This window comes from Georgenia satyanarayanai (genome assembly GCF_900116375.1).
GTDB classification, from domain to species: domain Bacteria; phylum Actinomycetota; class Actinomycetes; order Actinomycetales; family Actinomycetaceae; genus Oceanitalea; species Oceanitalea nanhaiensis.
Map to the genome: position 1 here is coordinate 16,817 of NZ_UETB01000015.1, position 24,734 is coordinate 41,550.

General features: G+C 70.9%; 24 protein-coding genes, 1 pseudogene and 1 riboswitch. Of the genes and pseudogenes, 13 read left to right on the forward strand and 12 right to left on the reverse strand.

Annotated elements, in window-relative coordinates; all coding sequences use genetic code 11:
* Positions 1-142: 142 nt before the first annotated feature.
* Positions 143-307: riboswitch (cyclic di-AMP (ydaO/yuaA leader) on the reverse strand.
* Positions 308-531: 224 nt separating this feature from the next.
* The 4 genes from DSZ44_RS15145 (at position 532) to DSZ44_RS15160 (ending at position 4,309) form a co-directional block, all read left to right on the forward strand.
* Positions 532-933, forward strand: coding sequence for a four-helix bundle copper-binding protein (locus tag DSZ44_RS15145; RefSeq protein WP_110853470.1), 402 nt, complete (start codon positions 532-534; stop codon positions 931-933).
* A 156-nt stretch (positions 934-1,089) separates the two neighbouring features.
* Positions 1,090-2,679, forward strand: a complete 1,590-nt coding sequence (resB, locus tag DSZ44_RS15150; RefSeq protein ID WP_258369582.1) for a cytochrome c biogenesis protein ResB — start codon at positions 1,090-1,092, stop codon at positions 2,677-2,679.
* On the forward strand, positions 2,676-3,641 hold the full coding sequence (ccsB, locus tag DSZ44_RS15155) for a c-type cytochrome biogenesis protein CcsB (protein WP_258369583.1): 966 nt from the start codon (positions 2,676-2,678) through the stop codon (positions 3,639-3,641). Before resB ends, ccsB begins: the two co-directional genes overlap by 4 nt.
* A 77-nt stretch (positions 3,642-3,718) precedes the next feature.
* Positions 3,719-4,309: a CueP family metal-binding protein gene (locus DSZ44_RS15160; RefSeq protein ID WP_181424674.1), complete on the forward strand. Its 591-nt coding sequence runs from the start codon at positions 3,719-3,721 to the stop codon at positions 4,307-4,309.
* 34 nt (positions 4,310-4,343) lie between these two features.
* Here the strand turns inward: DSZ44_RS15160 and DSZ44_RS18605 are convergent.
* The 7 genes and pseudogenes from DSZ44_RS18605 to merA all read right to left on the reverse strand — a co-directional run.
* A pseudogene (locus DSZ44_RS18605) lies at positions 4,344-4,484 on the reverse strand (IS3 family transposase); the annotation flags it as partial.
* Positions 4,485-4,698: 214 nt separating this feature from the next.
* On the reverse strand, positions 4,699-5,337 hold the full coding sequence (locus DSZ44_RS15165; RefSeq protein WP_110853471.1) for a methyltransferase family protein: 639 nt from the start codon (positions 5,335-5,337) through the stop codon (positions 4,699-4,701).
* Positions 5,338-5,355: 18 nt separating this feature from the next.
* Positions 5,356-5,868, reverse strand: a complete 513-nt coding sequence (gene lspA, locus DSZ44_RS15170) for a signal peptidase II (protein ID WP_110853472.1) — start codon at positions 5,866-5,868, stop codon at positions 5,356-5,358.
* Positions 5,869-5,965: 97 nt separating this feature from the next.
* Complete coding sequence (locus DSZ44_RS15175; protein ID WP_110853473.1) at positions 5,966-6,574, reverse strand: cadmium resistance transporter; 609 nt, start codon at positions 6,572-6,574, stop codon at positions 5,966-5,968.
* 69 nt (positions 6,575-6,643) lie between these two features.
* Positions 6,644-8,551, reverse strand: coding sequence for a heavy metal translocating P-type ATPase (locus DSZ44_RS15180; protein ID WP_110853541.1), 1,908 nt, complete (start codon positions 8,549-8,551; stop codon positions 6,644-6,646).
* Positions 8,548-8,907 (reverse strand): Cd(II)/Pb(II)-sensing metalloregulatory transcriptional regulator CmtR, encoded by a 360-nt coding sequence (gene cmtR, locus DSZ44_RS15185; protein WP_110853542.1) that lies wholly within the window; start codon positions 8,905-8,907, stop codon positions 8,548-8,550. The genes DSZ44_RS15180 and cmtR overlap by 4 nt, the downstream gene beginning before the upstream one ends.
* A gap of 269 nt (positions 8,908-9,176) precedes the next feature.
* Entirely contained in the window at positions 9,177-10,640 is a 1,464-nt protein-coding gene (gene merA, locus DSZ44_RS15190) for a mercury(II) reductase (protein WP_110853474.1), read from the reverse strand.
* Between the two features lie 53 nt (positions 10,641-10,693).
* On the opposite strand from merA, the gene DSZ44_RS15195 reads away from it, so the two are divergent.
* Complete coding sequence (locus tag DSZ44_RS15195) at positions 10,694-11,083, forward strand: heavy metal-responsive transcriptional regulator (protein WP_110853475.1); 390 nt, start codon at positions 10,694-10,696, stop codon at positions 11,081-11,083.
* A 263-nt stretch (positions 11,084-11,346) separates the two neighbouring features.
* On the opposite strand, the gene DSZ44_RS15200 is transcribed toward DSZ44_RS15195, so the two are convergent.
* The 4 genes from DSZ44_RS15200 to DSZ44_RS15220 all read right to left on the reverse strand — a co-directional run bounded on the left by DSZ44_RS15200 (position 11,347) and on the right by DSZ44_RS15220 (position 15,322).
* Positions 11,347-13,575 (reverse strand): PEP/pyruvate-binding domain-containing protein, encoded by a 2,229-nt coding sequence (locus DSZ44_RS15200; RefSeq protein ID WP_110853476.1) that lies wholly within the window; start codon positions 13,573-13,575, stop codon positions 11,347-11,349.
* Positions 13,572-14,099, reverse strand: coding sequence for a hypothetical protein (locus DSZ44_RS15205; RefSeq protein ID WP_146237579.1), 528 nt, complete (start codon positions 14,097-14,099; stop codon positions 13,572-13,574). Before DSZ44_RS15205 ends, DSZ44_RS15200 begins: the two co-directional genes overlap by 4 nt.
* Before the next feature lie 561 nt (positions 14,100-14,660).
* Complete coding sequence (locus DSZ44_RS15215) at positions 14,661-14,864, reverse strand: hypothetical protein (RefSeq protein WP_110853479.1); 204 nt, start codon at positions 14,862-14,864, stop codon at positions 14,661-14,663.
* 80 nt (positions 14,865-14,944) lie between these two features.
* A complete protein-coding gene (locus tag DSZ44_RS15220) occupies positions 14,945-15,322 on the reverse strand; it encodes an ArsR/SmtB family transcription factor (protein ID WP_110853480.1) in 378 nt (125 codons plus the stop codon).
* 116 nt (positions 15,323-15,438) lie between these two features.
* Between DSZ44_RS15220 and DSZ44_RS15225 the strand changes: the two genes are divergently transcribed.
* The 8 genes from DSZ44_RS15225 (at position 15,439) to DSZ44_RS15260 (ending at position 24,290) form a co-directional block, all read left to right on the forward strand.
* On the forward strand, positions 15,439-16,827 hold the full coding sequence (locus tag DSZ44_RS15225; RefSeq protein ID WP_110853481.1) for an FAD-dependent oxidoreductase: 1,389 nt from the start codon (positions 15,439-15,441) through the stop codon (positions 16,825-16,827).
* Between the two features lie 163 nt (positions 16,828-16,990).
* The gene (locus DSZ44_RS15230; protein ID WP_110853482.1) at positions 16,991-18,448 is read left to right on the forward strand and encodes an arsenic transporter; all 1,458 of its coding nucleotides are present in this window, start codon (positions 16,991-16,993) and stop codon (positions 18,446-18,448) included.
* Positions 18,449-18,497: 49 nt separating this feature from the next.
* Complete coding sequence (locus tag DSZ44_RS15235; protein ID WP_110853483.1) at positions 18,498-19,169, forward strand: arsenate reductase/protein-tyrosine-phosphatase family protein; 672 nt, start codon at positions 18,498-18,500, stop codon at positions 19,167-19,169.
* 32 nt (positions 19,170-19,201) lie between these two features.
* On the forward strand, positions 19,202-19,591 hold the full coding sequence (locus DSZ44_RS15240; RefSeq protein ID WP_110853543.1) for an arsenate reductase ArsC: 390 nt from the start codon (positions 19,202-19,204) through the stop codon (positions 19,589-19,591).
* A 6-nt stretch (positions 19,592-19,597) separates the two neighbouring features.
* Positions 19,598-20,635, forward strand: a complete 1,038-nt coding sequence (trxB, locus tag DSZ44_RS15245; protein ID WP_110853484.1) for a thioredoxin-disulfide reductase — start codon at positions 19,598-19,600, stop codon at positions 20,633-20,635.
* 309 nt (positions 20,636-20,944) lie between these two features.
* The gene (locus DSZ44_RS15250) at positions 20,945-21,994 is read left to right on the forward strand and encodes an ArdC-like ssDNA-binding domain-containing protein (RefSeq protein WP_258369589.1); all 1,050 of its coding nucleotides are present in this window, start codon (positions 20,945-20,947) and stop codon (positions 21,992-21,994) included.
* Positions 21,991-22,527 carry a hypothetical protein gene (locus tag DSZ44_RS15255; RefSeq protein ID WP_110853485.1) on the forward strand — a complete coding sequence of 179 codons (537 nt, stop codon included), beginning with the start codon at positions 21,991-21,993 and terminating at the stop codon, positions 22,525-22,527. The genes DSZ44_RS15250 and DSZ44_RS15255 overlap by 4 nt, the downstream gene beginning before the upstream one ends.
* Complete coding sequence (locus tag DSZ44_RS15260; RefSeq protein WP_110853486.1) at positions 22,524-24,290, forward strand: TraM recognition domain-containing protein; 1,767 nt, start codon at positions 22,524-22,526, stop codon at positions 24,288-24,290. The genes DSZ44_RS15255 and DSZ44_RS15260 overlap by 4 nt, the downstream gene beginning before the upstream one ends.
* On the opposite strand, the gene DSZ44_RS15265 is transcribed toward DSZ44_RS15260, so the two are convergent.
* Entirely contained in the window at positions 24,287-24,727 is a 441-nt protein-coding gene (locus tag DSZ44_RS15265) for a hypothetical protein (protein ID WP_181424676.1), read from the reverse strand. The two genes, DSZ44_RS15260 and DSZ44_RS15265, sit on opposite strands and share 4 nt — an antisense overlap.
* Positions 24,728-24,734 lie beyond the last annotated feature (7 nt).

Sequence of the window (24,734 nt, forward strand, 5' to 3'; positions counted from 1 at the left end):
TCAGCACCAGACCGGAGGAGGCCGCGGCAAGCGCGGCACGGCGCGCGGCCGGACCCGTCAGGCACGGACCCAGCGATGAGAAAACGGTGACGGGACGACCCTCGGCGCGGTGCCGTCCACGGGTGTGGCTAGATGTCACGGGTAAACCTCTCCAGGGCGCCTACGAGGTCAGCTGTCGGGTTCGGGTAGGAGCACACCCGGCTCAGGCATCGAGCTTCACCCCAAGGACCTACACGCAGGCCCACATCGGGTTCCCCGTCCCTGCCACGGACGATCGAGGACCACGGTGCGGTGGCAGGGCTCGGCGTCCGCACGCGGGCTTCCCGATGAAGGGGCGAGAAGCAGGAGCGACGCTACACACGCCCACCCCAAAATCACGATTCGATAACGGCCCCGGGGAAAGACTTCATCAAACCTTCATGGTCATCACCCGTTCCTGCGGCTGCAGGCCAACGGTGACCCCCCTAGCGTCGTAAGCCCGCACCGTCATGACTGTCCGCGGGGGGTAGCGACTGACGAAGGAGCACGACTATGAGAACCGCCGAGATGATGAACACCTACCCCGCCGAGATCAACCTCGACCGGGACCTGCTCGCCAGGGTGGTGGACACCCTGGTGGCCTGCTCTCAGGCCTGTACCGCCTGCGCCGATGCCTGCCTGAGTGAGGACATGGTCGCCGAGTTGCGCAAGTGCATCCGGACCAACCTCGACTGCGCCGACATCTGCGACACCACCGCCCGGGTCCTGTCCCGGCACACTGGCTACGACGCCAACCTCACCCGCGCCATGCTCCAGGCCTGCATCCAGGCGTGCCGCTCCTGCGGGGATGAGTGCGCGGCCCACGCCGGGCACCACGAGCACTGCCGCATCTGCGCCGAGGCCTGCCGGGCCTGCGAGCAGGCCTGCACCGAGCTCCTCGCCGCCATCGGCTGAGGACCCCCGCCCCGCGGCCAGCCGCCGCGCATCACCACGCGGTGACCGGCGCGTCTTAACCGAACCTTAACCGGCATTCCGGGCCTTTCCGGGCGGTGGGTTAGCGTCCCTGGGTGTGTGCAGATCCCCGGTCGTCGGCCCCGTGAGGGCGATGTGATGGCTTACCGTCCCGCCGGTCTGCGAACCATGGACGAGGCGCAGGACATGCCGCCCCAGTCCCCGGCACCCGCCGGGATCGGTGTGCGCGGCTGGCTGCGCTGGGCGTGGCGCCAGCTCACCTCCATGCGGGTGGCGCTGCTGCTGCTCATGCTGCTCGCGCTGGCCGCCCTCCCCGGCGCGTTCATCCCCCAAATCCCCCAGGACCCCGCCGGCGTGGCCACCCTGCGCGCCGACCGGCCCCAGCTCGCCACCTGGCTCGAGCGTGCGGGCCTGCTCGACATCTACGCCGCGCCCTGGTTCGCCGCCATCTACCTGCTGCTGTTCATCTCCCTCATCGGCTGCATCCTGCCCCGCACCAAGGCACACATCACCGCGCTACGCGCGGCACCCTCCCGCGTCCCACGCCGCCTGACCCGCTTCCCCGTCCGGGACACGCACACGACCACCGCCACCACCGAGGAGGTGACCCGCGCGGTGCGCCGTGCCCTGGGTCGCCGCTTCCGGGTCGCCGTCACCCCCGAGGGCATCAGCGCCGAACGCGGCTACCTGCGCGAGAGCGGCAACATCGTCTTCCACCTGGCCCTCGTCGGGGTGCTCGTCGCGCTCGGCGCCGCGCAGATGATCGCCTACCGCGGACAGGCCGTCGTCGTCGAAGGCCGCACCTTCGCCAACTCCCTCGTCGACTACGACACCTTCACCCCTGGGTCCATGGTCACCGGCGACGACCTCGACCCCTTCACCTTCACCCTCACCGAGCTCACCTCCCGGTTCACCGTCGACGCCCAGGCCCGCGACTTCGCCGCCCGGGTCGTGGTCACCGAACCCGACGGCCGACGCTATGAGGACACCATCCGGGTCAACTACCCGATCACCGCGGCGGGCGCGAACATCTACCTCGCCGGCAACGGCTTCGCCCCCCACCTCACCGTCCGCGACGCTCAGGGACAGGTCGCCTTCTCCCAACCCGTGCCCTTCCTGCCCGAGGACGACTTCTACACCTCCCGCGGCGTGGTCAAGGTCCCCGACGTCTCCCCCGGCCTGGACCAGCTCGGCTTCACCGGCTACCTGCTGCCCACCGCCCTCGCCGAGGAGGACGGGCTGCGCTCGGTGCACCCCCAACCCAACGCGCCACTCATCGTCCTGGACGTCTACACCGGTGACCTCGGCCTGGACCAGGGCATCCCGCAGAACGTCTACCAGCTCGACACCGACAACATGACCCAGGTGATGGACGGCGCCGAGGAGGTCAAGGTCCTCCTCGCACCCGGTGAGGAGGTCGAGCTCCCCGACGGGCTGGGCACCATCTCCTTCGAGTCCCTGCCCCGCTTCGCGGCCATCGATCTTCGCTACGACCCCACCCTCCCCCTCCTGCTCATCTCCGCCCTGGCGGCCATGGCCGGCCTGTCCGCCTCCCTGTTCGCCCCCCGCCGCCGGCTGTGGGTCAAGACCACCCAGGACGAGGCCGGCCACACCCTCATCGAGGCCGCCGCCCTGGCCCGCGGCGACGACCCGGGCCTGCAACGCGAGCTCGAGCGCGTCATGACCGCGGTCCGGGCCACCACCCCCACCACACCGGAGGACACGTGAACGACCTCGGCCAGCTCAGCCTGCTGGCGATCTACGGCGCCATGGCCGCCTACGCCCTCGCGATGATCGCCTTCGGCATCGACCTGTCCGCGCTGCGCGACCGCGGCCCCGCCAGCCGGCCCCGCCGCGCCGCCCGCATCGCGATGACCACGACGACCGCCGGCCTGGCCCTGCATGCCATCGGCGTGGTCACCCGCGGCATCGCCGCCGGCCGGGTGCCCTGGGCGAACATGTACGAGTTCACCCTCGTCTTCACCCTCGTCGCCGTCACCACCTTCCTGGCCATCCAACGCTGGCGCGACCTGCGCTACCTCGGCGCCCTGGTCATCACCCCAACCCTCCTCGCCCTCGGGCTGGCGGTGACGGTGTTCTACATGGAGGCCGACGGCGTACGCCCCGCCCTGGACCACTACTGGCTCGTCATCCACGTCTCCGTGGCCACCATGGCGATCGGCGTCTTCGCCGTCGCCGCCACCCTGTCACTCGTCCAGCTCGTCAAGGACCGCGCAGAGCGCACCGCCCCGACCAGCCACAAGCAACCCGCCGCCGCCCTCACCGGGGCCCCCACCGGCACAAGTCGGCCCGCACCCTCCGGTGACCACCCCGGACCAGCGGACCGCGGGTTCTGGGGCCGGCTGGCCGACGTGCTCCCGGCCTCCGGGGAGCTCGAGCGCTACGCCTACCGGCTCAACGCCGTCGGCTTCCTGCTGTGGACCTTCACCCTCATCGCCGGCGCGATCTGGGCCGAACAAACCTGGGGCCGCCCCTGGGACTGGGACCCCAAGGAAGTCGGCACCTTCGTCGTGTGGGTCGTCTACGCCGCCTACCTCCACGCCCGCGCCACCCGCGGCTGGGACGGACGCAAAGCCGCCTACCTCGGCCTGTCCGGCTTCGTGCTCGTCCTCATCAACTACTTCGTGGTCAACCTCTTCACCGAGACCGTCCACGGCTACGCCTTCTAACCCCGTCCACCGGCCCGCCGCCCCGCCTCATCCCGTTTGCCCCGCGCGGACACCGGGCAACCACACAGGAGCAGAACGTGAAACGACTCGCCGCACTCATCGGGACCCTCGCCCTCGTCCTTACCGGGTGCTCCACCGCGGACACCAATACCGCCACGGGCACGGACACCGCGCCCGCAGCTACGGGCGCCCAGGTGGAGTTCCTCGACGCCCACGGTCTGGCGGGGATGGACGTCACCGAGATCATCGACCACCTCGACCGGCTCGGCGGCGCCGACCGGCCCACCGACCTCATGGCCTCCATCCGCCCCGACGAGCTCGTCTTCTCCGACGGGCAGCAGGAACTGGCCATGGCCATGCCCGAGGACCGCTTCTACCTGTCCGTGGCCCCCTACGTGGACCAGACGCACGAGTGCTTCTACCACAGCCTCACCACCTGCCAGGGCGAGCTCACCGACCAGGACCTCGACGTGCGCATCACCACCGACGACGGTGAGGTTCTCCTCGAGGAGGAGATGACCACCTTCGACAACGGCTTCGTCGGCCTCTGGCTGCCCCGCGACGTCCACGGCACCATCGAGGTCAGCCACGACGGACGGAGCGGTGCCACCGACTTCACCACCACCGACGACGGCGCCACCTGCCTCACAACCCTCCAGCTCACCTAACCCGGGACTGCTGCACGGAAGGTGACAGGTTGGGTCACGCTGCCTGAGGGGCTGGCGTGGTCATGATGGTCTCGTACTCGATGGGGGTCAACCGCCCGAGAGCGGCCTGCCGTCTGCGGTGGTGGTAGGTGCGCTCGGTCCAGGTCACGATCGCGATCCGGAGTTCTTCGCGGGTGGTGTTTCACGCGATGCGTTCCACTGGCACGAAGGTGCCCGGTGTGGTGCGGCCGCTAGGTCTCATAGTGCAGCGTTGGCTGTACCGTACCTTCTTGCCCGGGCACCACGGCCACGGCGTTACGCGGCGTGGTGAGGCGCGGGCCGCCGGTCTGGGGTGTCGTCATCGGTGCTGCCCCACCCATAAAGGGTCACCAGCTCTCAGGCGATCGGGGTCATTCGTCGGCTTGGGAGGGATGCGGGGCGAGGGTGCCGAGACCGGGCAGGAACCGGCCGACCCGCTGGGCGTAGCGGGCGTAGGCGGGGCCGTGGGTGCGCAGCAGGTAAGGCTCTTCGACGAGGCGGACCTGAATCTCCACGGCGAGGAGCAGGCAGACCAGCGCCGCGACGGTCACCGCCGTGGTGACCAGGAGGGCCAGTCCGAGCAGGGCGGTGAGCATCGCGGTGAAGATGGGGTTGCGCACCACGGCGAACATGCCGGAGGTCACCAGGCCGGTGCGCTCGGTGGTGTCCACACCGATGCGCCACGAGGCGCCCATGCCCGCCTGGGCGGCCAGCACGCCGACGAAGCCGGCGATCGCCACGGCCAGGCCCGCCCACTGAACGCCGGCGGGCAGGGCGATGGGGGCAGTGGCGCCGGTAAGGGCCAGGGCGGGGCCCGCGGCGCCGAGCACGAGGGCTGCGGCGAAGAAAATCCCGCCCCACCACTCGGCCGATCCGGGGGCGCCGCTGAGGCCGCGGAAGCCGGTGGAGCCGGTCCGGCGCCGGTGGATCCAGGAGCGCGCACCGAACGCCGCCACCAGGCCGGCCAGGAACAGGGTCAGTGCCGCAGCGGCGGCGGTCTCAGCGGTCATGGGTTTCCTCGGCTCGAGTCACAGTTCTGCGGCCGTCGGGTTCTCGGTCCTGTCACCGCTCGTGAGGGCTGCCACCATCAGGGTTATGGCCCCACCAGTGATGTAGACGTCAGCGAGGTTGAAGGTGGGGAACCAGCCGGTGTGGAGGTAGTCGGTCACGACGCCGTCGGAGGCACGGTCGATCAGGTTTGCCACCGCCCCTGCCAGGATGACGGCCAGTGGGAGCCACGTTGAGCGTGTCGCGGTGCGGGTGGCACGCCAGGCGAAAACGGCCACCGCGGTGATTGTGAGCCCAGTGGTGGCGAGCACGACACCGGCTGGCAGACGAGCGCCGAGACTGAAGGCCATTCCGGCGTTGAAACCGAGCCGAAGCTCGATGGGCCCCAGGTTCACCGAGTGACCGTCGGCCAGTGCCCCACCTGCCCACGCCTTCACCGCCAGGTCTACCGCCGCCAGCAGCACGAGGGTGAGGAGGAGGGTGCCCCGAGCGCGGGTTCCACTCCTCGCTGAGGCGAGGTTCCGTGTGGTCATGGGGACGCCGTTCCTGTGTGGGTCGCGTCGGCTACTACTCCCTGCACGTGAGGGCTCACGGTCACTCCTTCAAACGATCCGTCGAGCGTCAGCGCTCTCATAGGCCGAAGGCACCGCCCTCGAGGAGGATGACGACACCGAGGCCGATGAGGACGAGCGGGAAGAGGATGTGCTCCCAGCGTTCGAGCACCTCGGCGATGGGCCGGCGGGTGGCGACGTACCGTGCGGTGAGCACGAGGAGGCCCACCAGGGCGAGGAAGACGGCGCAGTAGGCGATGACCGCGGTGGTGGAGGCGGTGGCGAAGACGGGGACGTAGACCCCGATGTTGTCCCCGCCGTTGGCGAAGGTCACGGCCGCGACGGTCAGGGTGCCGACCTGGCGGTCACCGACCTTGGCCTCGTCGTCGTCATCGTCCTCATCGCGGTTGCGCCACACCTGCCACGCCGCGTACAGGCCCAGGGCCAGGGGGATGAGCCCGAAGTAGGGCAGGGCGTCCTCGGGCAGGAAGGTGCGGGCTCCCAGGGAGACGAGCACGGCGGCGAGCAGGATGCCGCCGAAGCCGAGGTACTGGCCGGTGAGGATCTTGCGGGTGGTGCCCCGCTGGCCGGCGCCGCGGGCGTAGAAGAGGGACAGGACGATGATGTCGTCGATGTTCGTGGCCACGAACAGGCCGATCGCCTGCAGGATCGGGGTGAGCAGTTCCATCGGTGCCTTTCAGGGCGCGGCCGACCGCCGCCGATGCCGAGTGAGCGGTTTGCCGGCGGTTTGGGGGGATCAGTGTCCGGGGGCGGTGGTGCGGTGGGTGCGTGCCGCGCGCAGGCCGTTGAGGATGACCAGCACCTCGGCGACCTCGTGGATGAGGACGACGGCGGCCAGGCCCAGGACGCCGGTGATGGCCAGGGGTGGCAGGGCGGCGATGATGAGCAGCGACAGGACGATGTTCTGGTTGACGATGCGCCCCCCGCGTCGAGCGTGGGCGATGGCCTGGGGCAGCAGGCGCAGGTCCTTGCCGGTGAAGGCAATGTCGGCGGACTCGATCGCGGCGTCGGAGCCGGTGGCTCCCATGGCGATCCCGACGTCGGCTGCGGCCAGGGCGGGGGCGTCGTTGATGCCGTCGCCGATCATCGCGGTGGGCCGGTGGGCGCTGAGCTCGTCCACGACGGCGGACTTGCCTTCGGGGCGCAGCTGGGCGCGCACGTCGCGGATGCCCGCCTGCACCGCCAGCGCCTGCGCGGTGCGCTCATTGTCCCCGGTGAGCATCGTGACGCCGATGCCCTGGCCCGCCAGGGTCGCGATGACCTGGGGGACCTCGGGACGCAGCTCGTCACGCACTCCGATCGCCCCGGCGACCGCGCCGTCGCGGTGTACGACGACGACGGTCATCCCTTGGGCCTCCAGGTGACGGACCCGGTCGGCGAGGTCGCCCGGGTCGACCCAGCGGGGGCTGCCGACGCTGATCACGACGCCGTCGACGGTGCCGTGGATGCCGTGACCGGCTTCCTCGGTGATGCCCCGGGCCACGGAGGTTGTGGGGGCGGCTTGGGTGATGGCGGCGGCGAGGGGGTGGGTGCTGTGCTGCTCGAGCGCGGCGGCCCACGCGAGGACCTGTTCCTCGGTGAGGCCCGTGGTGGGGATGACGGCGGTGACGGTGGGCTGGTTGAGGGTCAGGGTCCCGGTCTTGTCGAAGGCGACGTGCCCGATGTCGCCGAAGCGTTCGAAGATGGCCCCGCTCTTGATGATGACGCCGAACTTGCTCGCCGAGCCGACTGCGGAGACCACGGTGATGGGCACCGCGATGGCCAGCGCACACGGGGAGGCGGCCACGAGCACGACCAGGGCGCGGGAGATCCAGGTCTGCGGGTCACCGGCGAGGGAGCCGATGACGGCGACCAGCACGGCCAGGATCAGGACGCCGGGCACCAGTGGGCGGGCGATGCGGTCGGCGAGCCGGGCGCGTTGCCCCTTTTCGGCCTGGGCCTGCTCGACCAGGCTCACGATCGTGGTCAGGGAGTTGTCGGTGCCGGGCGCGGTCGCCTCGACCTGCAGGACCCCGGTGGTGTTGATCGCCCCGGCGGGCACCTCGTCACCGGGGCCGGCCGCGACGGGGATGGACTCACCGGTGATGGCCGAGGTGTCCAGGCTGCTGTGTCCGGTTCGGATGATGCCGTCGGTGGCGATGCGCTCACCGGGCCGGATGACCATGACCTGCCCGGAGGTCAGGTCGCGTACCGGGACGGTGCGGGTCTTGCCGTCGGTGAGGACGGTGGCGTTCTGGGGCACGAGCTTGAGCAGTGCGCGCAGGCCGGCGCGTGCGCGGTCCATGGCCCGGTCTTCGAGGGCCTCGGCGATGGAGTAGAGGAAGGCCAGGGCCGCGGCCTCCTCCACGTGGCCCAGGATGACGGCGCCGGTGGCGCTCATCGTCATCAGCAGCGCGATGCCGAGCTTGCCGGTGGCGAGCTTGCGCAGCGCACCGGGGACGAAGGTGGAGGCCCCGAGCAGCAGGCCGACCCAGAACAGGACCAGTGCTGCGGTCGGGGCGCCGGACCACTCACAGGCGAGCCCGGCGACGAACGCTGCGCCCGAGGCGGCGGGGATCATGACGGCGCGGTCAGCCCACCACGGGGCCTCGTGCTCCTCGTCACTCTCGAGCTCTTCGACGGGTGCGTGGGTGGTGGCGCTCATGCCCCGGTCCCGCTGGGGCAGCAGCCGGGCACCGTGCAGTCGGCGTCCACGCACGGGGCGTTCTCGTCGACGGCCAGGGTGACCTCGACCAGCGCGGTCATCGCCGCCGCCAGATGGGGGTCGGCGATCTCATACCGCGTCTGACGGCCTTCGGGCTCGGCCACGACGATGCCGCAGTCCCGCAGGCAGGTCAGGTGGTTCGAGACGTTCGACCGGGTCAGGTCCAGGTCGCGGGCGAGCACCGCGGGGTAGCTCGGGCCCTCGAGGAGCGTCATGAGGATCCGGGAGCGGGTCGGGTCGGCCATCGCCCGGCCCAACCGGTTCATCACGTCCAACCGCGTAGCAAGAGTCAGCATGCGCTGACCATACAGCACTCAATGACCTATGGCGTTCGTACTCAGGGCCTCCGCCCGATCGGTGGCACTCCATGCAGGGCCGAGGCGGCGCCGCAAGGCCGTCATCGCGTCATCCAGTGCGGTCCTGGTCGGGTCGAGCACGCAAAGGTGGCCGTCGACCCGGTGGAAGCCGAGCGACTCCCACACGGGCCCGAGCGCCTGCGCGCCTAGTCGAGGTCCACGAGCTGGATCATGGCGAGAAGATGCCGTTGGTGCCGTGCCGGGTTGGTTCATGCTGCACAGCAGGAGAGCTTGGTGATGTCGGTGGTGAAGGCTTGGGCGGTGAGCTTGAGGCCTTCGGCCATGGTCAGGTAGGGGCTCCAGAGGTTGGCGACCTGGCCGATGGTCATGCCGGCCTCCAGGATGTAGACGCCGGCTGCGGCGAGGTCGCCGGCGTCCTGGGCCAGGGCGGTGATGCCGATGATGCGGCCGGTGTGGGCGTCGGCGACGATCTTGATGAGTCCGCGGGTGTCGCGGTTGACGATCGCGCGTGGGACGTGCGCGAGGGACAGCACGCGACTGTCGCAGCGGATCCCGGCGGCGTTAGCCTGCCGGTCGGTCATCCCGACGGCGGCCAGGGCGGGGCTGGTGAACACGACCCGGGGCAGGTGGCGGTAGTCGACCTCCCGGCCGGCGCCGGTCAGGGCGTTGTCGGTGGCGAGGGTGCCGTGGGCAGCGGCGACGTACACGAACTGGGGGTGGGCGGTGACGTCTCCGGCGGCCCAGATGCGCGGGTTTGTAGTGCGCAGGTGGTTGTCGACGATGACGTCGCCGTGCTTGCCGGTGCGCACGTCGACGGTGTCCAGGCCGAGGGTGACGGTGACCGGGCGGCGCCCGGTGGCGACCAGCAGCTGGGCCGCCCGCAGCTCCTGTGAGCCGGCGGCGGTGGTCGCGGTGACGACGACCTCGCCCGTTCTCTGGTCGCGGCGGGCGACGGTGGGCACGGCACCGCGGACCACCTCGATGCCCTCCTCGGTGAAGATCTCCTCCAGGGCGGTGGCGGCCTCGGGTTCCTCGTGGGACGCCAGGCGTGAGCGGACGAGCATGGTGACCCGGGCGCCGAGCCGGGCGAAGAGCTGGGCCTGCTCCATGGCGACGTACCCGCCCCCGATGACCAGCAGCGAGTCCGGGACGTGGTCCAGCTCCATCGCGGTGGTCGAGGTCAGGTAACCCACCTCGTGGAGGCCGGGGACCGGCGGTGCCCAGGGGGTGGATCCGGTGGCGATGAGGTAGTGCGCGGCGCGGACGGCCTCCACTGTGCCGTCATGGCCGGCGACGTGGAGTGCCGGATCGGTCGGTGTGCCGGCGAACGTGGCGTCCCCGGGCAGGAGATCCCAACCGTACGCGGCGGCCAGGTCCAGGTACTTCTCGCCGCGCAGCGATCCGACGAGCTGATCCTTACCCGCGACCAGGGCCGGCATGTCCACCGGCCGGGCGTCGGGGGCCGTCAGGCCGGGGAACCGGGCGGCGTCGAGCGTGACGTGGCGGGCCTCGGCGGCCGCGAGTAGCGCCTTGGAGGGCACGCACCCGGTGTTGACGCAGGTACCGCCGATGGTGCCGCGCTCGATCATCACCACCCGTCTGCCCAGGGTGGTGGCGCGGATCGCGGCCGCGAACGCCGCCCCTCCGGACCCGATCACTGCCAGGTCATACGGCCTGCGCTTAGCTGTTGCCGTCATGAGCTCCTCCTTCATCGCCCTCAGGATCGACCTTCCAGTGCACTGGAAGGTCAAGGCAGGATGAGTGCATGCGGATCGGTGAGGTGGCTCAGGCGTCGGGCACGTCGACCAAGACCCTGCGGTACTACGAGGAGTTCGGGCTCTTGCCCGACCCGGAGCGGACCCCGGCGGGGTACCGGGACTACGGCCCCGAGGTGCTCGGCCGGCTGGATTTCATCAGCCGGGGGCGAGCCGCCGGGCTGACCCTGGCCCAGATCGGCCAGGTGCTGGCCATCCGCGATGGGGGGCAGGCCCCCTGCCGGCACGTCACCGATCTACTCGACACGCGGCTTGAGGTGATCGACCGGCAGCTGGCCGAGCTGGAGCAGCTCCGCATCACGATCACCGCGCTGCACGCGGACGCCGCCGGCGGCGATCCGGCGACGTGCTCCGCCGAGGACGTCTGCCGCTACCTGTGAAGAGCACGCGGCCCGTGGGACCATCGCGACATGGCCGATGACACCCTGCAGCGGTGCTCGTGCTGCGGCCGACTGCGGCCACGCAAGGCGCTCCACGCACTCGGCAGCGAGCCGGCCTACATCTGCCGCAGGTGCGGGCTCTGGGTCGCTCTTCGCTTCTCTCGCCACTGAGCGACCCACCCCGCAAGGAGGGGCGCCGGCGACCGCTCACTGCGGGGTTGGGTGGGGGTCAGTAGCGCGGGTCTGTGTCCGGTGGTGGTGGTTCATGCCCATTCGACGGTGCCTGCTCCGCCGTCGACGGTGACGAGTTGGCCGTCGTGCAGCCGGGCGGTGGCGTCGCCGGTGCCGACGACGGCGGGGATGCCGTACTCGCGGGCGACGAGCGAGGCGTGAGCGGCGAGGGTGCCGCCGTCGGTGACCACTGCGGCGGCTCTGGCGAACAGTGGTGTCCAGGCCGGTGCGGTGCTCCGGGCGACGAGGACGTCCCCGGTGGTGAAGTGGGCGAGGTCCTCTGGACCGGTGATGATGCGGACCGGGCCGGTCGCTCGTCCTGCGCTGGCGGGTTGCCCGATGATGGCTGCCTCCGGGGGCGTGTGGGTGCGGGCTGCGTTGACTGCGCGGGCGATCGGGTCGCCGATGAACCGGGGCGGCTGGCCCAGGGTGAGTGGAGCGACCAAGCGGCGCTGCTTCTCCCACGCGGCTCGGCGACTGTCCGCTGCTTCCGCGCGTGGCGTGGGGTCGCCATCAAGTGCGGAGGTTAGTTCCTCGAGGGTGAGGAAGAACAGCTGGGTGCGCTGGTCGATGACGCCGCGGGTGGTGAGGTGGTCGCCAAGGCGGTGAGCGCAGCGGCGAAGGAGGGGCCAGCCGAGGGTGAGGTCCCGGGCTTGTTCCTCCCTGACAGTGGTGTAGCGCTGCACGGTCCGCAGCAGCCGGCCGAATGTGACCCGTTGTCGGGGCATGTCGCGGAGCGAGGTGGAGATGGCCTGCTCGGCTGCGACTCGGGTGGCGGCGCGGGTGAGGTTGGCGTCATAGCTGGTGTGGCTGTGGGAGGTGCCGAGCTCGCCGGCGGTGGAGTGGTACCAGTCCAGGGATTGCACCGCGTGAGCGGGGACCGTGGCTTGCGTCCCGGGCAGGCCGGTCAGCAGGACTTGGGTGTTGTCGATGGTCCCGGGGATGAGGCCGTGCGTGCGGCTGATCACGGTCAGCCGACTTTCCATCTTCCAGGCCGACCCGCCGACGATGGCGAGGGACCACAGGTACTCCCCCGCCATCCTGCTGACGTGGTCCACGATGTTTCTCAGCCGTGTGGGGTCCGCGGTGTCGACCTGTCGCTGGCCCGCGTCGACGAGCCGCCGGTAGGCGGGGAGCACGTCGCTGCGCCAGCATTCCTCCAGGTCGGCGAGGAGGGCGCGGCTGGCGCCTACCGGGTTGGTCGAGACCCGCCCGAGGGCGTTGAAAAGCAGCCACGGCGCCCGGCCCCGGCTTTCCACGATGAGGCGGGCCAGCAGGCCCGGCGTCGGGGTCGGCAGCGCGTTGTAGTACCAGCCGTTGACGGTGGCGTAGGGGAAGGGGACCACTGCGCCGAGCGTGGCTCGTTGCCCGTCCAGGTAGCCGGCCTCGATGCGGTCCAGGAGCCAGTCGGCGAACAGCGGGGTCATCGCCTCGGGCAGCCACTCCCCCAGCCGCAGGTTCCGCATCCAGTACCCCGGGCCGGGCGCCTGCCAGGTGACCGGCGCGGGCAGCGCGGTGATCGGCCTGGCCTGGAGCAGGTAGAGGTGTCCGTCCTGGTCGATGGCCCACTCGATGTCCTGGGGAGCGCCGAGGTGCCGCGCCGCCCGGCCGGCGAGCTCGGCCACTGCCGCCGCTTGAGCGCGGTCCAGGACGTCACCGTCGATGCTGGGGTGGGTGACCATGGCCGCGCCGCCGCGAACGATCCACTCCTCCCCGATGCTGGTTCCGGACACGAGCCGTTCGCCGAGGCCACGGACCGCCGAGACCACCGTCTCCTCGCGGTTCCCAGTGACCGGGTTGGCGGTGAACGCGACTCCGGCGGCCGCGGCGGCGACCATCTGCTGCACCAGTACGGCCATGCCGGGATCGCCGTCGCGGTCACCCGGTGCCCGGTGGGACTGGTAGGCGCTGACCCGTGGCGTGGTCGCCGATTCCGCACACCGGAGGATCGCCTCCCTCAGGCGGTCTGGCTCCACGTCGAGATACGACTCGTACATCCCGGCGTAGGACGCTCCTGGAAGGTCTTCCGCCGCTGCCGATGACCGCACCGCATACGGCCCCGGCCCAGCCCTCTGGGCGGCATCGGTAATGGCGGCCGCCTGCACGTCGCGGGATCCCGGAGCTACCGTCACGACGAATCCCTGGGGAACCGGGAATCCGGCCTGGGTGAGCTCGGCGAGGACACCGGCCTTGCTGCCGGTGATGGATCGGTCCACCGCTGCGGCGCTGGAGAGGTCGATCACGGTCCGGGAGCCATTCACGCCCGCCTCCTAAAGTTGGGGTAGCGCCTCTCCAGTGTCTTGGCATGGGGCGAGCCTGTCGATGCTCTGAGGCGACGGACGCAGTTCGCGCGCGGCTCGGCGCGCAGGTAGTGAGGCTTCCCGGGGAGCACCTCGAGCTGCCAGTCGGTGGTGACGGCCCGGAAGGCGTCGCCGTCGACGTTGAGGTCCTCAAGCGTCTTGGGGTCGTTCTCTCCGGGCGTGAGCACGTCGTCGGCTCGCCGGTCCCACCAGGCCCAGCAGGTGCCGTAGCCGGTCTTGGAAGTGAACTGGATGCCGAGCGGGAGGGAGCCGTCGAAGAGGCTCTGCCCGCGGACGTGCTGGGCCAGGAGCGTGGTGACGGCACGGTTCTCACCGGTGGTGCCGCTGAGGGTGAGCAGCGGGACCCCGGCCTGCCGGAGCGGCTCGGCGAGGTCCAGGCCCAGGCGGTTGAGTGTGGCCTTGTGGTCGATCTGGACCCACCAGCCCTCGGCGGGCATGGCCACGCGGTGCAGGCAGCGGCTCATCTGCCAGTTCACACTGCGCCCACGGGCGTTCGCGGCCGTTGGCCGCGGCCTGGTCGCGGACCGCGGTGATGTACTCCTCCACACTCATGCCGATGGCGTCGGCGTCGGCCTGCAGGGTGACTCGGGCGGCGCGGAGGTCCTGGAGGACCTCGGCGAACGCGGTGGTGGCCCGCTCGGCAAAGTAGACGGTGCGCCCGATGGTGTCGAAGCGCCCGCGCCGGTCGGGCAGCTCCGCGGGCAGCGGTCCCACGTGCTCGTTGACACGCACGGCGAGGATGCCACCGGAGCGGGTGTAGCGCTCCTGGGCGACGCGCCGGCCGTTCTGTCCGCGGGCCGGCACGAGGTGCAGCCCGGTGCGGGGGCAGACCCGGGAGCGTGGAGCGGCGCTCACGCCGCGGGGGATCCGTCGATGAACGCGAGGGCGGCGCCGATGACCTCGGCGCTCTTGAGGTCACGTACCGCCGAGATGGGGGTCGTCTCACCGAGGCGCGGGTTGGCACCCACCAGCCACGCGAGGGCGACGTCGGGACCCTCTGCCTGCTCGAGGAGGTGCCAGACGCGTTAACCCAACCGGAGCTGGTTCACGGTCTTGAGGCGGGGCTCGGGCCCGTCGGGGCGCGCCCACCGGGCGGGCTGGCCTCGGTCCTTGGTGCCGGTCATCGCCTGGACGACGGTGGTGCCCACGTTCTCGTTGAGGATCCGCACCAGCTCGTGGATGTCGAGCCTGGTGGCGTCGGCGTGCGCGGCGACTACATCGGATCTCATGCCGAAACACTACGCGGGAAGCAACGCAAAAGCCACCGAGAATCTAGCCGCGAATCCGCGAGACCCGTAGTCGCGTTGCCTCAGCAGCAGCTGGCGGGGTTGCTGCCGGTGTGCTGGATGCGCGGGACGCCGCCCAGGGTGTCGAGGGCCTGTGGGGCGACGGCGTAGTAGGCCCATTTGCCGCGCTTGTCGCGGGTGAGGAGGCCGGCGTCGGTGAGGATCTTGAGGTGGTGGGAGACGGTCGGCTGGGACAGGTCCACGGGCTCGGTGAGGTCGCAGACGCATGCCTCACCCCCCTCGTGGGAGGCGATGATCGAGAGCAGGCGCAGCCGGGCGGGGTCGGCCAGGGCCTTGAACATCGCCGCGAGGTCGCGTGCCTGGCCGTCCGCGAGGGGCTCGCGGATGAGCGGCGCGCAGCACGCCGTCTCGAGTTCGGGGGTCTGCGGGATCGCCGTCATGACACCATCATCCCTGACCGATTGACGTCTGTCTATACGATCTGGCATGCTGCGCTGGTCACATCGAGAATCATCAATGTGAGGGTGCGGGTCGTGCCCTCTGGGAGGGACCAGCCATGTCCTCGACTACAACGACGTCGTTGCCGGTGATCGTGATTGGTGCCGGCCCGGTGGGCCTGGCGGCCGCCGCTCATCTGGTCGAGCGGGGCCTGGAGCCGCTGGTGCTGGAGGCCGGGGACTCGGTGGCCGCGGCGGTGCGGCAGTGGGCCCACGTTCGGCTGTTCTCGCCGTGGCAGTTTAACGTCGACGCCGCCGCGCGCCGCCTGCTGGAGGAGGAGGGCTGGCAGGAGCCGGCCCCCAAGCGCCTGCCCACCGGTGGTGAGCTGGTCAGTGACTACCTCGAGCCGCTGGCCCGAACGGCCGCCCTGCAGGGGCGGATCGTGACAGGGGCACGGGTGGTGGCGGTGAGCCGCGATGGCCTGGACAAGACCCACGGCCGCGGCCGCGCCGAGCGCCCGTTCCTTGTGCGCGCCACGGTCGACGGCGAGGTGGTGGACTGCCGGGCCCGGGCCGTGATCGACGCCTCGGGCACCTGGTCCCAGACCAACCCGCTGGGCACGGCCGGACTGCCAGCACCGGGCGAGACCGACGCCGCCTCCTTCCTCCTCGGTCCACTGCCCGACGTGCTCGGGCGGGACCGGGAGAGGGCGGCCGGCAAGCACGTCGTGGTCGTGGGCGCCGGGCACTCGGCGGCGAACACGCTGCTGTCCCTGGCCCAGCTGCGTCGCGCCGAGCCGGGCACCCGGGTGACCTGGCTGGTGCGGGGCTCCTCGGTCGAGCGGGCCTACGGCGGCGGTGATGCTGATGGGCTGCCGGCGCGCGGGATGCTCGGCTCCCAGCTGCGGCGGGCGGTGGAGGCCGGTGAGGTCGAGCTCATGGCGTCGGCCACGATCACCGCGATGCGGCCGGTCGGGGACGGTCTGGAGCTGACGCTCGCCACGCGCGAGGGTGAGCGCCGACTGGCGGTGGACGCCGTCGCGGGCGCGACGGGTTTCCGCCCGGACCTGGCGATGCTGCGTGAGCTGCGCCTGGACCTGGACCCGGGAGTCGAGGCACCGAGCCGGCTGGCTCCGCTCATCGACCCGGAGTTCCACTCCTGTGGGACGGTTCCCGCGCACGGCGCGGACGTGCTGGCCCACCCGGAGCCCGACTTCTACATCGCGGGCATGAAGTCCTACGGCCGCGCCCCCACGTTCCTCCTGGCCACCGGGTATGAGCAGGTGCGCTCGATCGTCGCCCAGCTCGCCGGGGACAGCGCCGCCGCGTCCACGCTAGAGCTGGAGCTGCCCGAGACCGGGGTGTGCTCCACCGCGACCCCGGTGGTGGAGGCCGACGGCAGCCTGAGCATCGCCCCGGAGGCGGCCGGTGACTGCTGCGGGGCGCCGGCCGAGCCCGCGCTCATCGGCTTCCCCACCGGCTTCGCCCACGGCCGCACCGCCCTCTGAACGAACTCGACGATCACAGGTCGAGCCCTGCCCTCCCCCTGAGGGCAGGGCTCGCCCGCGCGACGAAAGGACACCAGACGGTGACACCCGCACTCGACCCCCGACATGAGGCACCCGGCGCCCAGCCGGCCGGGACCTCCCGCTTCGCGGTCGGGGGTGCGCCGTGCTGCTAGCCGTGGGGATCTTCCTCGCCACCCTGGTCCTGGTGATCTGGCAGCCCAAGGGCCTCGGTATCGGGTGGAGCGCGCTGGGCGGCGCGGCGGTCGCGCTCATCGCCGGGGTGGTCCAGCTCGGTGACATCCCGGTGGTGTGGGACATCGTGTGGAACGCGACGCTGACCTTTGTCGCGGTCATCATCATCTGCTCGATCCTGGACGAGGCCGGCTTCTTCGAGTGGGCCGCCCTGCACGTGGCACGCTGGGCGCGCGGCAACGGCAGCGCCCTGTTCAACCTCATCGTCGTCCTCGGGGCGGCGGTGGCGGCGCTGTTCGCCAACGATGGCGCGGCCCTGGTGATGACCCCGATCGTCTTCCAGATGATCCTGGCGCTGCGGTTCTCCCCGGCGGTGGCCTTCGGGCTGGTCATCGCCACCGGCTTCATCGCCGACACCACCAGCCTGCCGTTCGTGGTCTCCAACCTCGTCAACATCGTCATCGCCGACTACTTCGGCATCGGCTTCGCCCGCTACGCCCTGGTCATGGTGCCCGTGGCACTGGTCTCGTTGGGCGCGAGCCTGGTGGTGCTGCGCCTGTTCTTCCGCAAGTCCATCCCCGGCCGCTACGACGTGACGGCGCTGCGTCGCCCGGCCGAGGCGGTGACCGACCCGACGACGTTCCGCGCGGGCATCGTCGTCCTGGGCGCGCTGCTGGTCGGCTACTTCGCCGCCGACGCCATCGGGATCCCCGTGGCCGCCGTGGCCGCCCTGTGTGCCGTCGTCCTGGCGCTCATCGCCGCCCGCCGCCCGCGCCCGCTCTTCCGGGGCGCCCAGATCCGTCCCGCCGCCACCGACGACGACCTGGTGACGGCCCCGGTGCGCGGTGGTGGTGGCCGGCCCTCGTCCGGCGCCACCTCTGCTCCTGGCGGCGGGGCCACCCCCGCACCGGCGGGGACCATCACCACCTCGGAGCCGACGATCGCAGTGTGGTCGGTGGTCAGGTCCGCGCCGTGGCAGATCGTGATGTTCAGCCTGGGCATGTACCTGGTGGTCTACGGCCTGCGCAACGAGGGCCTGACCGACTACCTCGGCCAGGTCCTCGCGGGCATCGCCGAGCACGGTGGCCTGGCCACCGCGGCCGGCACCGGGTTCCTGGTGGCGGGGATGTCCTCGGTGATGAACAACATGCCCACCACCCTCATCGCCGCCCTGGGCATCGAGGCCGCCGCAACCAGCGGGCTCACCGAGCAGATGATGGCCTACGCCGCTGTCATCGGCGCCGACCTGGGCCCCAAGATCACCCCCATCGGGTCACTCGCCACCCTCCTGTGGCTCTCGGTCCTGGACCGCAAGGGCATGCACATCGGCTGGGGCACCTACTTCAAGGTCGGCATCGTCCTCACCATCCCCGTCCTCGCGGTCACGCTGCTCGCCCTGGCCGGCTGGCTCACCCTCCTCGGCCCCTGAGCCGCACCGGGGCTAGACAATCGCGATTCAGTCAGTCATCATTGAGTCAATGAACGCTGACTGGAGTGACGTGGGGCGGGCGCGGCTGCACGCCGCGCTGGCGGACCCCGCCCGGCTGCGGATCGTCGATGTGCTGAGCCTGGGGGACGCCTCCCCCTCCGAGCTCGCCGAGATCCTCACCGCGCCCTCCAACCTGGTGGCCCACCACCTGGGCGTCCTGGAGCGCGAGGGCATCGTCAGCCGCAAGAAGTCCGAGGCCGACCGGCGACGCAACTACGTCCAGCTCGTCCCCGGCGCCCTGGACCACATCACCCCGCGCGACCAGCGCGCGGTGGCCCGCGTGGTGTTCGTCTGCACCCGCAACTCCGCCCGCTCCCACCTTGCCGCGGCGCTGTGGCGCCGCGCTAGTGCGGTGCCCGTCACCTCGGCCGGCACCCACCCCGCCGAGGCGATTCACCCGGTCGCCCTCGAGGTGGCCCGCCGCCACCGCCTGGACCTGCCGCGCGTGGCCCCCCAGCACGTCGACGGCGTGCTGAGCTTGGGTGACCTGGTCATCAGCGTGTGCGACCGCGCCCACGAGGAGCTCACCACCCCGATCGACATCCACTGGTCGGTGCCCGACCCGGTCGCCGCCGGTGACGCCGAGGCCTTCGACGAGGCACTGGCCGACCTCACCCGCAGGGTCACCACCCTGGCCCCCCGCCTGACCCCCACCCACTGAAGGAGACCCCCGTGTCCCAGCGTCCCAGCGTCATGTTCGTCTGCGTCCACAACGCCGGCCGTTCCCAGATGGCCGCCGGCTTCATGACCGCCCTGTCCCAGGGGCAGGTCGAGGTCCGCTCCGCCGGGTCCGCCCCAGCCGACCAGATCAACCCCGTCGCCGTCGAGGCGATGAAGGAAGTCGGCATCGACATCACCGCCAACAAGCCCAAGATCCTCACCCCCGACGCCGTGGAAGCCTCCGACGTCGTCATCACCATGGGCTGCGGGGACGTCTGTCCCTACTTCCCCGGTGTGCGCTACGAGGACTGGGAGCTGACCGACCCCGCCGGCCAAGGCATCGAAACCGTCCGCCAGGTCCGCGACGACATCCGCGGCCGCATCGAGGGCCTACTGGCCGAGCTCCTCCCCGCGAAGGCCTGACCCCCGATGATCGAGCTGAGCAGCCTCACCCCCGCCGCCAAGCAGACCGACTCCGGTCGCGTGCACGAAGTGGTCATCGTCGGTTCCGGTCCGGCGGGCTACACCGCGGCGATCTACGCCGCCCGCGCGAACCTCGCCCCGGTCATCATCGCCGGCGCCGTCACGGCCGGTGGAGCGCTGATGAACACGACCGAGGTAGAGAACTTCCCAGGGTTCCCCGAGGGCGTCATGGGCCCCGAGCTCATGGACAAGATGCAGGCCCAGGCCGAGAAGTTCGGCGCCACCGTCATCTACGACGACGCCACCTCCGTCGACCTCGCCGCCCATGTCAAGACCGTGACCACCGCCGAGGGGCACATCTACCGGGCCCGGGCGGTGATCCTGGCCAACGGCTCGGCCTACAAGGAGCTCGGCCTGGACGGCGAGAGCGAGATGACCGGCCGCGGAGTGTCCTACTGCGCCACCTGCGACGGGTTCTTCTTCCGCGAGCAGCACATCATCGTCGTCGGCGGCGGTGACTCCGCGATGGAGGAGGCCACCTTCCTCACCAAATTCGCCTCCAAGGTCACCGTCGTCCACCGCCGCGAGGAACTGCGCGCCTCCAAGATCATGGCCGACCGCGCCATGGCCAACCCGAAGATCGACTTCGCCTGGAACAGCGAGGTCACCGCGATCCACGGCACCGACAAGGTCACCGGCATCACCCTGCGCGACACCCTCACCGGCCAGGAGCGCCAGCTGGACGCCACCGGGGTGTTCGTCGCCATCGGGCACATGCCGCGCACGAACATGCTCGCCGGGCAGGTCGACCTCGACGAGAACGGCTACATCGTCGTCACCTCGCCATCCACGGCCACGACCCTCCCGGGGGTGTTCGCGTGCGGGGACGCCGTGGACCACACCTACCGCCAGGCCATCACCGCCGCCGGCACCGGGTGCGCGGCCGCACTGGACGCCGAGCGCTACCTCGCCGCCCTCGGCCAGGCCGCCGAGCCGGACACCGACGCCTCCCAGACCCCACAAGGAGCGGTCGTCGCGTTCTGACGCGAGACGCGTTGAAGACTTCCCGTAAGAGGAACCGCGAGCGGTGTTGCACCCGGCTGCTCTGCCGCGAGCCCCGATCCCCATGGCGCTCGTCCCGCCAGAACCGTCCGGTGAAGTGTTCGGTGATGGGGCCCTATATGGGGCCGCCGAGTGAGTGTCAGGACGCGTGCAGGCACCCGGCCGCGCATATGTGTTCTGAGGCGCCGTCGCTTGGGTTGGGGGGATGCGTGGCGGCGATCCCGCACCTAGCCAGCGAACACTGGCTGGAGGTGCGGGATGGGACGGTGGACTCAAGCGGACGCTGGGGCCGTGGCCGCGGCGCGGGATGCGAAGCTCGAGGAGGCGCACACGCGCCTCGCCGGCGCGGTCGAGGCGATGGCCAGCGGTGACGGCTTCCGACGGGCGATGGAGTTTGCGGCGCGGTTTCGCACCCGCTCGTTCAACAACACGCTGTTGATCATGGCCCAGCACGACGAGGCATACCGGGCAGGGCGGGTGCCCTCGCCGGAACCGGCGTTCGTCGCCGGATATCAGCAGTGGCAGCACTTGGGCCGGCAGGTGATGAAGGGGCAGTCCGGTTACGTGATCTTGGCTCCGGTCACGTCGAGGTACGCCACCGACAACCCCGCGGGCGGGCCGTGGAGGCCCCTGGCCCGCGGTGAGCGGCCCGAGCCGGGCGAGGTCGTGCGAGAGCGTCTCAAGGGCACTAAGCCCGTCTACGTGTGGGACGTGACCCAAACCGAGGGCGACCCGATCCCGCAACAACCGATGCCACAACTCCTGCGCGGTGAGGCGCCGGAGGGACTGTGGGACGGGCTGGCCGCACAGGTTGCAGGCGACGGGTACGCGCTCCTGCGAGTCCCGACATCGGCCGGCATCGCGGGGGCGAACGGCATGACTGACTACCTTGCCAGGACCGTGACCGTCCGCGGCGACATGGACGACGCCGCGCAGGTAAAGACGTTGGCGCACGAGCTGGGTCATGTGCGGCTCCACTCCCCAGGGGCGGCCGACGCGCGCGCCCACCGCGGCATCGTCGAGGTCGAGGCCGAGGCGGTCGCCCTGATGATCGGCGCCGCGCACGGCCTGGACACCTCGCAGTACTCGGTGCCGTACGTGACGTCGTGGGCCAGCTCGGTCCCGGACAGAACCGTGTTCGACGTCGTCACGGCCACGGCGGAACGCGCCCGCAAGACCGCGGCCGCGATCCTCGATGCGCTCAACACCCACCAGATCAGCAACGGTGAGCCGCCCGGCATCACCGCTGCCCGCAACCAGCGTGCCGCGCCAGAGCGCGAGACCACTCGGCCGGCCAGACGGCGCGGACCCAGCACACGAACGACGGTGGTGACCCGATGAACCGCAACGACCCACAGACCATGCTGACCAAGGTGCGCATCGACTACCAGCCAGACTGGACCCCGACGGTGACGGTGTACGGCAAGCCGTACGAACTGCCCGAAGCACCGGTGCCGATCAACGCGCGGGACCCCCGGGACGTGGGCCGCCTGGTCGCGCTCGAGCTCGGCGAGGCCGTGCACGTCGTCGCGGTCAACCCCGAAGGGGGGATATACACCCAGATCTGCGAACCAGACCCCTTCCCCAGCCCCCACCCGGTCGTGGGCGCGGCCCCGGTCCCACGGTCGGAGGCAGGGCCCTTTCTCGAGGCTCCGTTCGGGATCGTCGGTCAGGGATTCCTGCCCGGTGAGCAGGTGTGCATCGCCGTCGTCGTCGCTACCCGTGAGGCCGACGCGGACGGCCGGGCCGACCTCCCACTGCCCACCCCGCTCCTAGAGCGGCTTCCGTCGACGCTTGTGCTGCTCGGCCGCACCTCGGGCACCCTGGTGGTCCACGACCCCGCCGCGGATGTGCTCGCCGAGGGTGTGGCGTGAGCATCCCGTCCTCGCCCCGCGGCGGCGATGAGCTGACCAACGTCGGGCTGATCGTCCTCGTCGCGGCCGTCGCCATCGCCGCCCTTTTGCGGGTGGCCGGCACGGCCGCCGCCTACATCACCGGCATCGACCCACCGACGTCGGGCCTCGCGGCGGGGATCGGAGTGCTGCTCTCCCCCCAGGACCCCGGCTCCGCCCTTGACGCACCCGGATTGAACCCGGTGCTGTACTGGGCGGTAGTTGGCGTCCTGCTCACCTGCCTCGGCGCGACGGCCTGGGCGGTGTGGCGCCTGTCCCGCCGCGACAGGACCAGCGTCTCGCGCGACCCGCACCGGCTCGTGGGAACCGCCACCCGCCGCGATGTCGCCAAGGCGGCATCCACCAGGGCCCTGCTAGCCCGCTCCCGAGCGCTGCGGCCCTCGCTGAGCAAGCCCGCGCCGTCCGACGTCGGCTATCTGCTCGGTTCCTCCAAGGGGCGAGACGTGTGGGCCTCGGTGGAGGACTCCGTGCTCGTGCTCGGCCCTCCCAGGTCCGGGAAGGGCTTGCACCTGGTCATCAACTCGATCCTCGACGCGCCCGGGGCCGTCATCACCACCTCCACCCGCCCGGACAACCTCACCGCCACCATGAAGGCCCGCGAGCGGCGCGGCCCGGTCGCCGTCTTCGATCCCCAGCACCTGGCCGAAGGACTGCCGACAGGGCTGCGCTGGTCACCGGTGCGGGGGTGTGAGAACCCGCTCACGGCGATGATCCGCGCCACCGGGTTCAGCTCGGCCACCGGACTGTCCACCGGCGGGGTCGAGTCCGGCGGGTTCTGGGAAGGCAAGACCCGCACCGCCCTGCAAGCCCTCCTACACGCCGCCGCCCTCGGACACTGCTCACCGCGCGACCTGTTCGCCTGGTCCCTGTCCCCCTCGGCCGCGGCCGACGCCGTCGCCATCTTGTCCTCCCAGCCCCTCGCCGCACCCGGCTGGGCCGAGTCGCTGGAATCGACCATCCACTCCGACCCCCGCACCCGGGACTCCATCTGGATGGGCGTCTCCCTCGCACTGACGTGCCTAGCGGACCCGCGCGTCATGGACGCCGTCTCCCCCGGGCCCGGCGAGTCGTTCGACCCCGCCACATTCCTGCGCGACAACGGCACGATGTACCTGCTGTCCACCGGAGCCGGCGCCTCCGCGTCCTGGTCGCTGGTCGCCGCGTTCCTCGAGGACCTCGTCGAGACCGCCCGGACGCTGGCCGCCGCCTCACCAGGTGCCCGGCTGGACCCTCCACTGCTCCTCGCGCTCGACGAGATCGGCAACCTCTCCCCCTTGCCGTCCCTTCCCGTGCTCATGGCCGAAGGCGGCGGCACCGGGATCACCACCATGCCCGTCCTGCAGTCCCTGTCCCAAGCCCGCGCCAGGTGGGGTGACCACAACGCCGGAGCGATCTGGGACGCCTCCATCGTCAAAGTCGTCCTCGGCGGAGCCTCAGTCGCCAAAGACCTCCAGGACGTCTCCGCCCTCCTCGGCGAACGCGACGAAATCACCCACTCCCTCTCCACCGGCGACCACGGTTCCCGATCCGTCCAACGATCCGTGCGCCGCGTCCCCGTCATGCCCCCTGAGACCATCCGGATGCTGCCCTTTGGCACAGCCCTCGTCCTCCTACGCTCCGCTCCCCCACTTGTCACCGACCTCCACGCATGGACCAGCCGCCCGGACGCCAAACAGCTCGCCGCCGACCGCGCGGCGATCGAACAGACCCTGCGCCGGGCCTAGCCTCGGCGGTGGACAGGGTCGAGCAGGGAGGCGATGGCGAGTCGATCTTCAGCAGGGCGCCGCACGATCTTTCCTCGTCGGCTCTCGAAGGCGTCGAGTGTGACGATCACCAACGTCAACCCGTGCTGGGGAACGAGCTCACGTCGACGCTCGTCGTAAAGCGCCCGTTGCAGTCCGCGATGTACTCCAGAGACGGTAAGCCGCTCCGGCTTATCGAAGAACACCACGGCCTCGTCGTGCTGACGCTCATGGAACTCCACGACGAGGTCGAGGCTGGGCCAGTACGCATCGACCGGTAGAGCGACCTGGCGCCCCGTCTTTGGAGACGGATCTCCTAGGAGCCAAGGGAAGCGGTGCTGGCGAAGCCCTTTCTCGCCGAGCACTGCATCGCACAGATCGATCACATAATGCTCATCACTGGATGCTCGTGAGGCCACGACTCCA